A 14,970-nucleotide genomic window follows, 5' to 3' on the forward strand; every position below is an offset into this window, starting at 1 on the left:
CGAACGAATTCATTATTTTATTTGGAGGGATTATTATGAGTATTGAACCACGTATACTACCAGAATTAAGAGAGGTTTATTCACAATTTCCAGGGTTTGAATTGGAGAAGAATTTAGAGTGGAGCAGGAGCTTAGTGTCAGCTGCATCCGTGGAAGGATCAGAGCATGTAAACACAACCAGTCGCAAAATCCCGAGGGATGGAGGCGAGATGCTGGTGAAAATTTATGAACCTGCCGGGCGAACGAATGACTTGTTACCTGCCATGCTATGGATTCACGGGGGCGGATACGTGTTAGGACATCCGGATATGGACGACGAATTATGCGAACGTTTTGTTCAGACAGCTGAATGTATTGTCGTATCGGTTGATTATAGGCTTGCTCCCGAGCATCCTTATCCGGCGGCGATCGAAGATTGTTATGCTGGATTGGTATGGATGACGGAGGAGGCAGCCTTGCTTGGCATTGATGTGAATCGGGTTGCAATTGCCGGTGCTAGCGGTGGCGGCGGACTGACAGCAGTGCTCGCGCTGATGGCGCGTGATAAAGGAGGACCCTCTCTTATTTTCCAAATGCCATTATATCCGATGCTTGACAACCGTAACATCACACCGTCCAGTCATGAGATCACAGAAGCAGGCGCAATCTGGAACCGAACAGACAACATAGCAGCTTGGAACATGTACCTGGGCGAGGAGAGCGTTGGCAGAGGAGAATCTACTTATGCAGTACCCTCGAGAGCGGAGAACTTGGCAGGTTTGCCGCCAGCCTATACTTGTATAGGTCAGCTCGATCTATTCCGAGACGAGACAATGGAGTATGTGGCACGACTTGCACAAGCAGGTGTAGATGTTGAATTCCACCTGTATCCCGGTTGTTTTCACCTTTTCGAAATTTTCGCTCCAGAAACAGAAGTGAGTCAGCGCGCTGTTCAGGGCTATATGGATGCGATGGCCCGGGCACTTCACCCTAACTAATTACTGGGACTAAAGTAAATTGCGAATACGCAGAAAAACTTGATTGGTTATTTAAGTAGAGACACGTAATTATTCGGGAAAGATTCATAAAAAAGATGAGGTTGTTGATTTTTAAAAACAGCCTCATCTTTTGTTATATATTATTGATTTTAAAAAAGGCTTAGATTACTATCGTATTGTTCATTGGAAGCTTATTTTTTCAATTTTTATTTAGATGATGCAAAACAGTTTAAATATTGATAGGGTAGGCTTATATATTTGTAGGCTACTTGATCCAAATTATATCTAGTGATAAGGAGAATACAACATGTGGGATAAAATTAAGGGTGGGCTTTACGGCTTATTGATTGGAGATGCTCTTGGTGTCCCCTATGAATTCAGATCAGCGGAGCAGCTCCCACCTCTGAAGCATATTGAGTTTACTCCTCCTGTGGGCTTTCAGCCCACCTACCGAGATGTCCCTGCAGGCACCTGGTCGGATGATGGTGCGCAGGCACTATGTCTGCTGGAGAGTCTGATCGATAAAGGTACACTGGAGCTAACTGATTTTGCAGACAAATTGGTCGATTGGTATCACGAAGGTAGATGGGCAGTAGCCCAACAAGTTTTTGATATTGGGATACAAACCAGTCGTACGCTGACTACTTATTACCATGGAATGTCCCCTTACGAGAGTGGCAATACGGTTCCTGATGGGAAAGGGAATGGAGCGCTGATGCGCGTGCTACCACTTGCCTTGTGGCATAAAGGAACAGACGAGCAGCTCGTTCAAAACGCACATACTCAATGCCTTGTAACTCATGGACATATCTGTAATCAGGTATGTTGTGCCTTGTATGTGTTAATTGCACGTGAACTGTTGCAAAAGCAAGACTTCAATCTGTGCTACCGAACTGCTCTTAGCAAGCTTCGAAAGATCTACCAGCAGATGCCTGAGCATGAACGGGAGCTTGAAGAGAACATTCAGCCTGATAAAGTATTCTATGGCGAAGGATCTGGTTATGTCGTGGATTCCTTGTTCAGTGCATGTATGATCCTCCAAACCTGCACTTCCTACGAAAATGCCGTCAAACGAGCAGTTGCCTTAGGCAACGACACGGATACAACGGCCTGTATCACAGGCGGTCTTGCGGGAATCCGATATGGCTATGAGCATATCCCTCAGCGCTGGATCAACCAGCTGCGAGAGACAGATCTGGTTGATCAACTGCTGCTCCGTCTTCAATCTGCATGAGGAGTACTAAGTTCTATTAGCATTAACTATGAGGAGGAGTGGGAATGAACGCAGCAGTACAGAGGTTTTTAAACGATGTGTGGAGCGAGATGATGACCATATATAACAAAGAGACTATAAGAATAAATGAATTCATAGGCAATCGTCCGCTTCAGGCTGGGATAAAGGATTATCTCCAAGTAGCTTGGCGTGAAGGAAAAATACATATTGATGTTGAAGAACCGCTTGATTGGACGGACAGCTCTTATGAAATCGAAGCAGGTCCTTATATCGCCGAGCTCACGGATGAATTAATTAGATCTGAACTTTACCCGGCATTATGCAAGAGAGTGGAGGAGCTTTTTTTATCAGATAAACTAGGTCCTCGTTTTTTTGATTACCGATTCCAGATCGTACTTTCCTTTGAAATGGAGGACGAAGACTTAACGCTTTGCGTGCATCTGGTAAACGAAGAGAAGCTGAACGAACTCCGCCAATCATTACAGAAGTTTATAACATCCAAAATCATGTCTGATCTTCCGGTATTGCCGAGTGTTGATGACCAGTTTTTCTTTTCTCATCACTTGATGAATCCTGATCTTTTGAAGCAGGAAGAGAATGCGGTTGGCCCATTAATAGAGCGTTTGTCCGACAATCTCAGAAGTAATAGGGGACGCTTAGACGAATGGACTGGCCAGTATACTTCGGCTATGGATGATTGGATTCAGAATGTTTTTCTTCCTCGCCATTTTGTGCGTACAGGCAGCTTTAGAATGGATTGGATACCTAAAGAGAATATGGCGCTTATGGATCCGAATGCAGATCAACTTTCCTTTTTTGTATATACCGCTCTGCAAATTGGAAAAACGAAACCGGACATCCGGGAACAATATTTGAAACTTGCTGTCCAGCTTGGTTCAAAACGCGCAGCGGAGTATATTCAGGGGGGAAGCGGGAAATTCACTCCAGTATATAAAGGAACCCGTGTTGAAGTTGATAATAATGATGTAACCCAGAGCATTGAAGTCCGGATTTTGACCGAGGAGGAAACAGCTTATGGAGAAGCATTAGATCACATTACCGAATTGCTGCAGCAAGGATTCCCGAAGGAATATAACCTGAAGCTGAAAAGCAAACAAAAGAACTATCTTCCTCTAAAAAAAATGGCTAAATCAGGTCTTCATCAGTTTTTTGCTGGTGCACTCGCATATCCGGCTCTATATCCTAAGCTAGCTGCGTATGCGAATATCGCTATGGAGCCCTATGCGTGGTACAAGGACACAAATCCGGGTGAAAAGTCGGTCATGCCTGGTACCTATGCTGTACTCGGATTAGGATTATATAGCAAGGAATATTTTTCACTCATCTCTCGTTATATGGAGATGGTAGATACGGAGCACCAAATGATACAGGATGGTTATGCGGAGGCCTTTATTGATGCGCACGGTGTAGAGGCTGAGCTTATACCAGTCCTAGTAGACATTCTGCTAGCAGGAAATGAGGAAGCAAGATCTGTCAAAAACTTCGTGATCGATCGGGCCGAGCTAGCAGAAGTGCTGCTTCGAGAGGTGTCTCCTAAAGAAATATATGAACGGGAGCAGGTTCTATACCGGATATTCGGAAGTCGAGCAAAGCTGGAAAAAGCCGTGAAGTCAGAGCAGACGGAGCATGAGCTTAGAGTTATTCTATCAGAGCTGCTGACTCTTATAAGTTGCTGATGCTATATAGAGATAAGTGAAGCTAGGATCTGAAATAGATCTTGGCTAAAGGAGGGACACAAATGAGTAACCTAACCTCTCAAAATTGCAATCTAAATATATGGTATTACCTATCAGATGAAGTCTGGGATAAAGTAACTAATATATATGAGAGTATGCCAGGTTGGATAGGATATAAAAATGGAATTCCCTATTGGTTCGGGCAGGAAGATGATGATATTTTTATTGTGGCCTCAGTAGAGCCAAGTGGATTATCATTTTATGCACAGATGAGTAATGGTGATTGGAATTCTTGGATAGAGAGATTTAAATTGGAAGCGACAAAAGTATTAGGATTTGATGTTGGTGAACCCGAAGACGGGTTTATCTGATGTAGTGCACAATTTAATTGTGGAGATGATTTCGTGTTTCAATATAATGTGTGTTTTTTAAAGAGTGACGACCGTATCTTAATGTTGAATCGTGAAAAACCACCAATTATGGGCGTGTGGAACGGTGTTGGCGGTAAAAATGAAGTAGGCGAAAATGCTGATGATGGTGCAAAACGTGAAGTATTAGAAGAAACGGGTATTAAAGTAAGCAAATACTATTCAAAAGGTATCATTACCTGGGATAAAAATGGCGAGGAAAAAGATGGATTGTATCTGTACTTATTCGAAGTAGATAAGAATTTAGGAAATCAGCCCATACAAATAACGAGAGAAGGTATTCTCGATTGGAAACAAATTGATTGGATATTGAACCCAAGTAATTTAGGAATTGCTGAAATGGTAGCTCAATATTTACCTGTTCTCTTAGAAAAAGAGGGTGATTATTTATTTAAGTATAAAGACGGAATAGTAAACCTTATAGAGTGAGAATTATAAAATACATACCTAAAAAAACAGTTCACCTATTGGTACGTTAGTTGAACAAGATTGGAGGAAACCCCTTTTATTAGGGGTCTTCTTTTATTTTCACACAATTAAAGTTAGTTCTGTTGAGAAGCCTTCTGGACTTCCAAACGCATACCTTACTGGCGAGGAGTTCAATTATCCCTAGAGCAAAGGGCTTATGCTTGATCCTATAACGAACCATTACAAATGAATAAGTACCTGTCTGTAGAAATAGGAAGAATTTACTTGCCCTTCGCAGGATTTTCTGTTATTTTTGATAGTAACAATATGTTATTAACAAAATGATACTAAGTAAAACTTATGTTTTTCACTCTATGAATGAGTCGAAAAAGCGGAGGGATGCAAGATGAAAAAGGTGGCGGGTAGCTGGAATCTGTTCGAAATTACGTGGTTGGTACTGTTTACCTCAATCGCTGTCGGGTTTACGGTGATAACAAAGGACTCTTTATTCGGATTTACGGTTTTTATTACTGGGGTGTTATGCGTGGTGCTTGCGGCGAAGGGCAACCTGATGAGCTATGTTTTCGGCATGTACAATACAGTCGGTTACGCTTATTTGGCCTATATTAACGGTTTGTTTGGAGAGGTTATGCTCAATCTGCTATTCTTCGTTCCAATGAATGTCATTGGCTTCTACATGTGGAAAAGTAATCGGCAAGAAGATGGTAGGCTGACCATGAGGCAGATGGATCTTAGAAGACTGCTCCTCGTTGGGATGGTCTGTGTAATCGGCTGCTTGCTCCTCGGATTTGGTCTTTCGTTCATTCCGGGACAGAACTCGCCTTACATCGATGCTACTACGACGGTGCTGTCTGTTGAGGCGACCTTCTTAATGGTTAGAAGATTCAAGGAACAATGGCTGGTCTATATCGTGCTAAATCTCTTTACGGTGCTATTGTGGGTGATTCGTATGCTGGAGGGTAGCGGAGAAGGCCTGCTGATGATCGTGATGTGGAGCGCGTATCTGGTCAACGCAGTATACGGGTACTATATTTGGAATAAAGGGGCTAAGGAGGTGGCGGCATGAAAACGCTTGGACTAACACTGGGGAAGTTTGCCCCGCTGCATAAAGGCCATCAGTTCATGATCGAGACGGCACTACAAGAAGTCGATGAATTGATCTTGGTCATTTACGAAACGACGGTCACCCCGATCCCGCTTCATGTCCGGGCAAATTGGATTCGCAGGCTCTATCCGGAAGTCCGGGTAATCGAGGCTTGGGACGGTCCGGACGGGTATTCGGATGACAGGGAGCATGAGATTCGGGAAGAACAGTATATACTCGGTTTGCTGAACGGAGAGCAAGTAACGCATTTTTACTCGAGCGAGTTCTACGGCAAACATATGAGTCTCTCTTTGGGTGCAATAGACCGGCGGGTGGATGAAGCCCGAGAGCGGGTTCCGATCTCAGCGACGATGGTCCGCTCCAATCCATATAAGTACAGGGAGTTCGTAAGTGATATCGTGTACCGGGATTTGATCACGAAAGTGGTGTTCGTTGGAGCGATGTCGACGGGGAAGTCGACGATCACCGAAGCGCTGGCACGGCGATATTGCACGACGTTCGCGAACGAATACGGACGCGATTATTGGACCGAACATCAGGTGGACCGCCGAATCGGTTTGGAAGCGTTCGATGAAATCGCGGTGGGTCATATCGAGCGCGAAGAACAGGCAATACTTGAGGCGAACCGGGTTCTGTTCGTCGATACCAATGCGATCACGACGTATATGTTCGCCCTGGATTACCACGGCTGGGCCCCAGAGCTGTTAACCCGGATCGCTCTTGAGAACGCGCAACGTTATGATCTGTTCTTCCTATGCGCTGACGATATTCCTTACGACGATACTTGGGACCGCAGTGGGGATCAGAAGCGGCATGTGTTTCATAAACAGATTATCGCGGATTTGAAGGAGCGGCGGATCCCCTATATTACGCTGCGGGGGAGCCTGGAGGAACGTATTCGCAAGGTTGATGAAGTGTTGGCAAAGTTCGAGCCCTACGGAAACTATTTCGGAGAGCTGAACGGTTAAATCAAATATAAAGGAGGCGTACCCACTTGGATTTGTTGGATAAGGATGGTCTTATGGAACGCGAATTTTTGGAGCAATACAGAGCAGGGGATTACGAGCGGCCTTCAGTGACAACGGATATGGTTATTTTCACTGTGACGGAAGAGGATGCTGACAGTTATCGCAAACTGCCGGAAAAAGAGCTACGCGTCCTCCTTATTCGCCGGGGGGCTCACCCCTTCTTGGGCAAATGGGCTCTGCCTGGCGGTTTTGTCCGGCCGAATGAGACGACTGAGCAGGCAGCAGTAAGGGAACTATGCGAGGAAACCGGTGTGGAAGACATTTATCTGGAACAGCTGTATACGTTCAGTGATATCGGGCGCGACCCACGAACCTGGGTGATAAGCTGCAGCTATATGGCTCTGATCAACAGCGACAAGTTGGAGCTTAAGGCAGGAGATGATGCAGCAGACGCCGCCTGGTTCAAGGTATCCTATCGGCCGCTGCGGGAGCAAAAAGAGCTGATTGAGGACGGATACATCAAGACGCTGGAGTACGAACTCAAACTAAGCAGTGAAGAAGAAGAACTTTCGGCGGTCGTGGCAAGGACTATGACAGCGAAGACTACATCGACTGGCACGGATTATGAGATCGTATCGAATGACGGATTAGCCTTCGACCATGCGAAGATCATAGCATGCGCGATTGATCGGTTGCGGGGAAAAGTGAATTATACCGATATTGCACTGCACTTGATGCCGATGCTTTTTACCTTGACGGAACTGCAGCAGGTGTATGAGGTAATTATGGATAAAGAACTGTTGAAGGCGGCCTTCCGGCGTAAAGTTGCAGATCTTGTAGTGGAGACCGATCATTATACCGAAAATGCGGGGCATAGGCCATCCCGCTTATATCGGAGAAATTTGGAGGGTTAACGATGATTTACAATATCGATGAGTTAAGAAAAGTATATAACGAAGGAAAAAAGTTCAAATTCGTATTTTTTTGGGGACATACACCGCCTAAGGACGGGAGCGTCGATAAAAGCTGCTTCAGCCAATGGTGGATGTGCCCGTTCACGGTAGAGGGAACGCAGTACTCCTGCGCCGAGCAGTTTATGATGGCCGAAAAGGCAAGGTTGTTCGGCGATGACGAAATGCTGGAGTCCATCCTTAAAGCTAAGCACCCAAAAGAGATGAAGGCTTTTGGACGTGCGGTCCAAAACTTTGACAAAGATATTTGGGATAAGGAATGTTACGGTATCGTCAAAAGAGCCAGCTTGGCCAAATTTTCGCAGAATCCGAAGCTTAACGATTATCTTAACTCGACGAAGAACCGCATCCTTGTGGAGGCTAGCCCGCGGGACCGTATTTGGGGGATCGGCATGGGCCAGTCCAATCCAGATGCGGAGAATCCCGTGAAATGGCGGGGTAGAAATCTGCTGGGGTTCGCACTGACGGAAGCGCGGGACGAGTTGCTGCGGAGTTAGATTTATACAAGATTAAGAAAATAGACATGATGAAATCAATGAAAGGATGAGGGAAGACCGTGAGATATACCGATTATATCCGCCTGAAAACAGGTAGATACCAATCTGTAGGAAAGTTTGGTGACAATATTTATGCATATGAGGTCCTAACGGGGGTAACCGACTCCCCGGAGTACCATCAAATATCAATGGCGGAATTCGATTCGTTTGAAACTTGGAGCCAAGAGTACATTTCCGATCTTAAAAAAATGTATGAAATCATTAACCGCCCCGTTATCTGCAGCGGCTACTTGGGGAGAGCGGAGCTTAATACTTCACTGCTTCGTGATATTTAGCTGTAAACTATATCTTCTGCTGAGATTGAGAAACGATTCTCCGATCAGAGGACAAGAACATAGTCTCACTGGAATCCGCGCTGGGCGCGGTTTTTTTATTGGAACAAGTTCTTGTCTTTTGTTCAGGGCAAGAACTTGTGATTGCCGATTCGATGTTCTTCTAAATTTCTCGAAGCGGAAGCCCGCTGAAACGTTCATTTTTACGATATCTGTGTTTAAAGGTGGGGTTGATGCAACGATGACCGTTCATGAAAGCATCCTAGATAAGGATTCTATACATTTATTCGGCCCCTGTCCCCAATGTCACTTAATGATGATATACTTACCTCATGAATTATGATATTGATAATCAATATCAATTGATAGGTGATATATAAAATGGAAAAAGTGAGATGAGGGAGCGCAGATAGATGCAAGACGAAGCAGCAGCAAGCCAGGTATTTACACCGGAGATGATCGATACGATGGCCCACATTTGGACACGTTCGATCATTACATTAATAGACGTGCGTTTTCAGAATGTAGCGTCCCAATACCCGTTGGAGCAGTATAAAATGCCTAGTAGTATGTTTATCTATGCATGTGGAGGAGAAGCACAAATTCAACTGAATGAAACCACATTTGGAATGGAACGCTTTGGTTTAGTTCACGGAGGGAAGGGGAGCCTGCTCAGTATTTCACCTATAGGGGAGAATGTAAAGACCTTTATGGTGTTTTATAAAGCAGAATTACCTCTTTTTTTCAAGAGGCACCTGCAGCAATTACTGGAGGAAGTGAACCCATTTGTTCAACAGTTTGGTTATACACCAAGTAATCCTATCTTGCTACTCGATTGGTTTCAACAGATGATGAATGGCTGGAACCGCGGCAAAGCGATGGATCAGCTGCAGGCCAAAAGTTTTCTATATCAATTGATTCATGGGGTCTACAGAGATTTTGAGAGTGGTGAGATTCGGTATCTCCAGCCAGATCCGGCTTGTTCTGCCAAGATATACCTCGATAAACATTACATGCAGCCGATTATGTTTCAAGAAATTGCCGATATGTTTGGGATCAGTGGCGGGCAATTGACGCGGCTGTTCAAAAAGAAGGAAGGCATGAGCTTACAGGAGTACCTCATTCAGAGAAGGATTGAAGCTGCCTGCCATGACTTGAAGCATACAGAAGCAACCATTAAAGAGATCGCAACAGGATCTGGTTTTGCAGATGAGAAAAATCTGTTTCGGATGTTTAAGAAGTATTACAAGATGACACCAAGTGATTATCGGAAAATAAACGCACTATCCATGCAGGTTGATGGTATTGATAATGATTCTCATTTTCTTTACTATGAGAGGGAACTAGCAGGTCTAGTCCAGTCTTATAGAGAAGGGGAATCAACCATGTTTGGAAAAGTAAGAAGTAAAGAAATGATCTTGGCGGCGGCGATGAGCTTGATGCTGTTATTGTCGGCATGTGCGTCGGGAACGCCATCGAATAACGGGGGAACGGTAAATCCAAACCCTGCACAGACACAACAGACGACACAACCGGAAGTATCGGAGACGAAAGCTTCAGAAGCAGTCTCGCAGACGAGAACGATATCCACAGTAAAGGGTGACGTTAAGGTGCCTAACAACCCTCAGCGTGTTGTAGTCGATTACTTAGTGGGTGATGTGGTAGCCCTCGGTGTAACTCCTCTAGGTGTGGCGAGAGCAGCAAGGGACGGGAAAGAGGCTGTTTTTGCTAACCAGATTACAGACTCCATTAAAATAGCTATGGAGCCGGAAGATGTCATGACTCTTGAGCCTGATCTGATCATTTTAGCATGGGGTGATGAAAATTATGAAGATTTATCCAAAATTGCCCCGACAATTTATGTCCCTTATGGTGATATGACTACAGAAGAGCGTATACATTTTATTGGCGATGTTTTGAACAAGCAGGAAGAGGCTAAAGCTGTTCTGAGTGCTTATGCCGGAAAAATCGAAGAAGCGAAGTTAGCCCTTCAGAATGCAGGTCTTTCAGACGTGACGATTACTATGGGGGAATTCAGTGATAAAAGTAACTATATCGCTGGAGCCAAACATGCGGTTGGCGAGCTTGTTTATAATGAACTTAAAATGAAAGCACCATCAAAAGTTCAAACTGATATTATTGACGCAGATAAATATTGGGGAGATATCTCTATGGAGGTATTGGCTGCTTACATAGGGGATTATCTAATCGCTATAGGAGATACGGAAGTTCCAACTGATAATGCGGTCTGGAAATCACTACCTGCTGTGCAACATAATCGGATCATAACGGTGGGTACATCGCTATCTTGGTCCACGGATATAATGACTTCCAGTGCATTGATTGATCATATTATCAATCAATTGCTGGCAATGCCTCAATAAGGGTTTTGACAAGGTATTAAGAAGTACTCCAATTTACAAATATGACTGTCAGTAGGTAAGGAAAGGAAAACGTAATGAAAAACAAGCCTGAACAAAAACGCCGTGGGGCGGTGAACTTCGCCATGTACATGGTGGTAGGGCTTGGATTAACGGTTCTCATGTCGGCGGCGTCGATTAGCTTCGGTGCCGCCGACATGAGGTTAGCGACTGCATGGGAGGCTATTTTCCGATTTGATCCAACGCTCACTGAGCATCAAATTATTCAAACCCTACGTCTTCCGCGTACCGTAGCCGATCTGATCGTCGGGTGCAGCCTTGCGGTATGTGGGGCTATTATGCAGGGAACGACGCGCAATCCGCTGGCCGACTCCGGGCTGATGGGGATCAGCTCTGGGGCAGCATTCGCGATTGCTCTTTGCCTGGCCTTTCTGCCGGGTTATTCGTATGGGCAGATGATGCTGTTTGCTTGTCTGGGAGCAGCGCTCGCGACCGGGATCACTTATTTCATCGCGTCACTCGGCAAGCGCGGGATGACGCCTCAGCGGCTGGTACTGGCAGGACTGTCCATCTCCATGCTATTTGGCGCACTCAGTCAGTATTTAGCGATCAATTATAACCTGGGTCGAGCATTGGCATTTTGGACGGCAGGCAGTACAGCGGGGGTCAAGTGGGGGGAATTGCTAATTATCTCACCGCTATTTGTTGGAGGTGTGCTGCTGGCGCTGATGCTATCTCCTTCTGTTACACTGCTCAGTTTGGGGGATGATGTGGCAAGTGGACTCGGTATTCGTAGCGGACTTGTCAAGGGGTTATCGACGATTATCGTGCTCGTGCTGACTGGATTGGCTGTTGTCTTAGTTGGCCCCATCGGTTTTGTTGGTCTGATTACCCCACATATTGTGCGATACATGATCGGTGTCGACTATCGTTACATTATTCCGGCAGCTGCGCTATATGGTGCGTTGCTGACCGTGTCGGCCGATCTGGCTGGACGCTTGATCAATAAGCCGTTCGAAACACCGATTGGCATTATATTTTCTATCATTGGTGTGCCGTACTTTCTCTTCCTGGCTCGCAAGCAAAGGAGGGAAGCTGAATGATCAAGCAGCGTTATACGGTGCAAAGGGGCATAATCGTCAATATAGTGCTTATGGTGCTCATCCTTATGTTTGCTGTCATTAGCATGAATTCTGGCAAAATGAATCTTTCACCGCTAGAAGTGCTGAATGTTCTCCTGGGAAACGGTACAGACAAGCAAAATCTGATCGTGTTCGATTTTCGCCTGCCACGAATCACACTGTCGATCTTGGTAGGTCTGGGAATGGGAGCGTCTGGGGTCGTGATGCAGAGTTTGCTGCGCAATGACATGGCTAGTCCGGGGACGCTGGGGATTAGTTCGGGATCAGGTTTGTTTGTCCTGTTCTTTGTCGTATTCATCGCATCAACAGGAAAGGGCTCCTTTATTGCTCTGCCACTACTGGCCTTTGTTGGCGGATTGTTGGCGGCGGGATTAATCTTCTTATTATCGTATCGCCGTGGGCGAGATATCTCACCAATCGGTTTGATCTTAACCGGGGTCGCACTCGGAAGCGGGTATGAAGCGCTGACCACCTTCCTGACACTCAAGCTGAATGATTCGCAGATGGATTTCATGCTGCACTGGCTGGCAGGAAGCTTATGGGGCGCTGATTGGCGCTATATCTCCGTACTGGGACCATGGGTCTTGATTTTACTCGGCTATATTTTCTACAAGTCTCGCATACTCAACACCCTCCATCTGGGCAATCAGACGGCAGTAGGGCTGGGTCTTGCCGTGAAGCGGCAGTTTTTGGGGTTGTCGGTCGCTGCGGTTGCTTTATCCTCTGGCAGTGTGGCCGTAGGTGGAAGCTTCTTTTTCGTTGGCTTGATCGCTCCGCATATGGCAAGAAAACTGGTCGGGCCCGATCACAAATTGCTCGTTCCCGCTGCCAGCCTGACCGGGGGATTAGTCGTGGTACTTGCTGACACGATTACGCGCACGGTTAGCCTGGGGGGAGATGTGCCGACGGGAATTGTCATTACGGTCATCAGTGTTCCGTACTTTCTTTATTTACTATCGAAGGCCAATTAGGAGGACGTCATGGAAAGTATTACAGCGCAACAAATCGATATTGCCTATAATGACACGCTTATCGTACAAGAACTGGACTTGCAGATTCCGCGTGGACAGATTACCTCGATTATTGGTCCCAATGGATGCGGCAAATCAACCGTACTAAAGGTAGTTGGTCGGCTGCTTAAGACGAATAATGGTACGGTTTATCTGAATGGTGCAGATATCCGCACGCTGTCCACCAAGGAAGTGGCCAAGCAGATGGCGATTCTGCCGCAGACGCCGACCGCACCAAGCGGTTTGACGGTCGGTCAATTAGTCGCCTATGGGCGTTTTCCACATCAACGGGGCTTCGGCAAGCTCTCCAAAGAGGATAAGCAAGTAGTAGCCTGGGCCCTATCGGTTACACAGCTTACAGCGTTTGAGCATCGTGAGGTCGATACGCTATCTGGCGGTCAGCGTCAGCGCGTATGGATTGCGATGGCTCTCGCCCAGCAAACCGATCTGATCCTGCTGGATGAACCCACCACCTATCTGGACCTGGCGCATCAGCTTGAAGTGCTGGAACTGCTCTATGAACTGAATCGCAGTCAACAGGTGACGATTGTGATGGTGCTGCATGACCTGAATCTGGCAGCACGCTTCTCCGACTATATGGTGGCGATTCGTGAGGGCCAGGTGGTGGAGCATGGTTCGCCAGAGCGTGTAATGACGGTACGGACGCTGCGTGAGGTGTTTGCCATTGATGCCGAGATTATGCTGGAACCACGAACAGGGCGACCGGTGTATGTGACGTACGAGCTCTTGCGTGATAGTCGTAGAGAACAAGGAGTAGATCAAGGATTCCCAAAAGCTAAGGAACAGAAAGAGGCGATTGCCACTTGAAAATCGCATAGCGTGTCCTCCTAGGAGCACGGAAATACTGGTGCAGTTAGGCATTGGATTTGCCGGGGTCGTGATAGCCACGATTCAACGCGTATAGCCTTTGCTGTAGCTTCCACAAGCAACTCCATAAAAGGGGGCTATGGCTTTGTTGGGGAGGGGAGAGATAATAATAAATTACAACATATCCTAAATAAAATTCAAAGCCGCAGGTACCTAGCTTGCGGGCTTTTTTTATTATTCGGAGCACTAGATTACGTGATTAATTTGAGAAAACCAGTATATATAACTCTAAATGAAGCAAGGAGGACTATTGAAGGTATCAGAGGAATGCGCAACAAGCAGATTGCCCGGAAACTGCAGATGGGGACCGCAACACAGCAGTTGAGAAGATCAGCTGGTTCAGACTCAGGGCGCACAATCACAATAGAATCTAAACGTGGCTGAAAGCTTGGAACAGATGTATCCCGCGGTGAGGACAAATCGGGCTGAACCGTATCATAAATGACGGCTACTAAATAAATTAACTACTCCTTAGCCTACATATAGTGTTGTTGTGTGATTTAAACCACATCTCGAAGCCAAAGCAAGCACCAATAAATCGATTTGTGAGCCTCATGGAGCCGATTTTTTAAGAGTTACGAAAATCTCGAGAATAACAAGCTCAGGATAAAGTTCCTTACTGTCAATTTTCTTATCCCTACTCGATGAGTATTCTACACGAAAACATGCTTAATAATCTATTTGAAATCTTGTCACCCAGTTTGTCAAAGATAATTTGAAGTCCATCATGAAGGCGGAAATCCAGCAGTTCATGACCAGTGAGGAAGCTGGAAGAGGCTGTTATCCAGATGTACAAAAGTGGAATGGGAACGCGTGACGTAGCTCGATTTATTGAAAGTATGTTTGGCAGCCATTACTCTCCAACCACTACGATATCCCGTTTCGCCATGCTAGAAGAGTAATGCTGCTCT

14 protein-coding genes and 1 pseudogene are annotated in these 14,970 nt (G+C 45.8%); all 15 read left to right on the forward strand.

What is annotated here, in order from left to right:
* Positions 1 to 35 precede the first annotated feature (35 nt).
* Positions 36 to 977 (forward strand): alpha/beta hydrolase, encoded by a 942-nt coding sequence (locus MKX34_RS16545; RefSeq protein ID WP_076106689.1) that lies wholly within the window; start codon positions 36 to 38, stop codon positions 975 to 977.
* 307 nt (positions 978 to 1,284) lie between these two features.
* The gene (locus MKX34_RS16550) at positions 1,285 to 2,211 is read left to right on the forward strand and encodes an ADP-ribosylglycohydrolase family protein (protein ID WP_036677031.1); all 927 of its coding nucleotides are present in this window, start codon (positions 1,285 to 1,287) and stop codon (positions 2,209 to 2,211) included.
* A 44-nt stretch (positions 2,212 to 2,255) separates the two neighbouring features.
* Positions 2,256 to 3,908, forward strand: a complete 1,653-nt coding sequence (locus MKX34_RS16555) for a DUF6138 family protein (protein WP_076296616.1) — start codon at positions 2,256 to 2,258, stop codon at positions 3,906 to 3,908.
* Between the two features lie 62 nt (positions 3,909 to 3,970).
* A complete protein-coding gene (locus MKX34_RS16560) occupies positions 3,971 to 4,279 on the forward strand; it encodes a hypothetical protein (RefSeq protein WP_036677026.1) in 309 nt (102 codons plus the stop codon).
* 33 nt (positions 4,280 to 4,312) lie between these two features.
* Positions 4,313 to 4,765 (forward strand): 8-oxo-dGTP diphosphatase, encoded by a 453-nt coding sequence (locus MKX34_RS16565; RefSeq protein ID WP_036677025.1) that lies wholly within the window; start codon positions 4,313 to 4,315, stop codon positions 4,763 to 4,765.
* A gap of 385 nt (positions 4,766 to 5,150) precedes the next feature.
* The gene (gene pnuC / locus MKX34_RS16570; RefSeq protein WP_076106694.1) at positions 5,151 to 5,831 is read left to right on the forward strand and encodes a nicotinamide riboside transporter PnuC; all 681 of its coding nucleotides are present in this window, start codon (positions 5,151 to 5,153) and stop codon (positions 5,829 to 5,831) included.
* Complete coding sequence (locus MKX34_RS16575) at positions 5,828 to 6,838, forward strand: AAA family ATPase (RefSeq protein ID WP_076106696.1); 1,011 nt, start codon at positions 5,828 to 5,830, stop codon at positions 6,836 to 6,838. Before pnuC ends, MKX34_RS16575 begins: the two co-directional genes overlap by 4 nt.
* A gap of 26 nt (positions 6,839 to 6,864) precedes the next feature.
* Complete coding sequence (locus MKX34_RS16580; protein ID WP_076106699.1) at positions 6,865 to 7,752, forward strand: NUDIX domain-containing protein; 888 nt, start codon at positions 6,865 to 6,867, stop codon at positions 7,750 to 7,752.
* A gap of 2 nt (positions 7,753 to 7,754) precedes the next feature.
* Positions 7,755 to 8,306, forward strand: coding sequence for an NADAR family protein (locus tag MKX34_RS16585; protein ID WP_036677017.1), 552 nt, complete (start codon positions 7,755 to 7,757; stop codon positions 8,304 to 8,306).
* Between the two features lie 59 nt (positions 8,307 to 8,365).
* A complete protein-coding gene (locus MKX34_RS16590) occupies positions 8,366 to 8,641 on the forward strand; it encodes a hypothetical protein (protein ID WP_036677015.1) in 276 nt (91 codons plus the stop codon).
* A gap of 410 nt (positions 8,642 to 9,051) precedes the next feature.
* On the forward strand, positions 9,052 to 11,022 hold the full coding sequence (locus MKX34_RS16595; RefSeq protein WP_076106701.1) for an AraC family transcriptional regulator: 1,971 nt from the start codon (positions 9,052 to 9,054) through the stop codon (positions 11,020 to 11,022).
* Positions 11,023 to 11,150: 128 nt separating this feature from the next.
* The gene (locus tag MKX34_RS16600; RefSeq protein WP_256715543.1) at positions 11,151 to 12,122 is read left to right on the forward strand and encodes an iron ABC transporter permease; all 972 of its coding nucleotides are present in this window, start codon (positions 11,151 to 11,153) and stop codon (positions 12,120 to 12,122) included.
* Entirely contained in the window at positions 12,119 to 13,132 is a 1,014-nt protein-coding gene (locus MKX34_RS16605; RefSeq protein ID WP_076106706.1) for an iron ABC transporter permease, read from the forward strand. The genes MKX34_RS16600 and MKX34_RS16605 overlap by 4 nt, the downstream gene beginning before the upstream one ends.
* A 9-nt stretch (positions 13,133 to 13,141) precedes the next feature.
* On the forward strand, positions 13,142 to 13,999 hold the full coding sequence (locus MKX34_RS16610; protein ID WP_076106709.1) for an ABC transporter ATP-binding protein: 858 nt from the start codon (positions 13,142 to 13,144) through the stop codon (positions 13,997 to 13,999).
* 704 nt (positions 14,000 to 14,703) lie between these two features.
* A pseudogene (locus tag MKX34_RS16615) lies at positions 14,704 to 14,937 on the forward strand (transposase); the annotation flags it as partial.
* Positions 14,938 to 14,970 lie beyond the last annotated feature (33 nt).

This window comes from Paenibacillus sp. FSL R5-0636 (assembly GCF_037974255.1).
In the GTDB taxonomy this organism is placed as follows: domain Bacteria; phylum Bacillota; class Bacilli; order Paenibacillales; family Paenibacillaceae; genus Paenibacillus_AQ; species Paenibacillus_AQ odorifer.

Bases quoted from the DNA above. Each gene is read 5' to 3' on its own strand.
- MKX34_RS16555 (WP_076296616.1), top strand. From the start codon at position 2,256: ATGAACGCAGCAGTACAGAGGTTTTTAAACGATGTGTGGAGCGAGATG.
- MKX34_RS16585 (WP_036677017.1), top strand. From the start codon at position 7,755: ATGATTTACAATATCGATGAGTTAAGAAAAGTATATAACGAAGGAAAA.
- MKX34_RS16575 (WP_076106696.1), top strand. From the start codon at position 5,828: ATGAAAACGCTTGGACTAACACTGGGGAAGTTTGCCCCGCTGCATAAA.
- pnuC (WP_076106694.1), top strand. From the start codon at position 5,151: ATGAAAAAGGTGGCGGGTAGCTGGAATCTGTTCGAAATTACGTGGTTG.
- MKX34_RS16610 (WP_076106709.1), top strand. From the start codon at position 13,142: ATGGAAAGTATTACAGCGCAACAAATCGATATTGCCTATAATGACACG.
- MKX34_RS16595 (WP_076106701.1), top strand. From the start codon at position 9,052: ATGCAAGACGAAGCAGCAGCAAGCCAGGTATTTACACCGGAGATGATC.
- MKX34_RS16600 (WP_256715543.1), top strand. From the start codon at position 11,151: ATGGTGGTAGGGCTTGGATTAACGGTTCTCATGTCGGCGGCGTCGATT.
- MKX34_RS16545 (WP_076106689.1), top strand. From the start codon at position 36: ATGAGTATTGAACCACGTATACTACCAGAATTAAGAGAGGTTTATTCA.
- MKX34_RS16560 (WP_036677026.1), top strand. From the start codon at position 3,971: ATGAGTAACCTAACCTCTCAAAATTGCAATCTAAATATATGGTATTAC.
- MKX34_RS16605 (WP_076106706.1), top strand. From the start codon at position 12,119: ATGATCAAGCAGCGTTATACGGTGCAAAGGGGCATAATCGTCAATATA.
- MKX34_RS16550 (WP_036677031.1), top strand. From the start codon at position 1,285: ATGTGGGATAAAATTAAGGGTGGGCTTTACGGCTTATTGATTGGAGAT.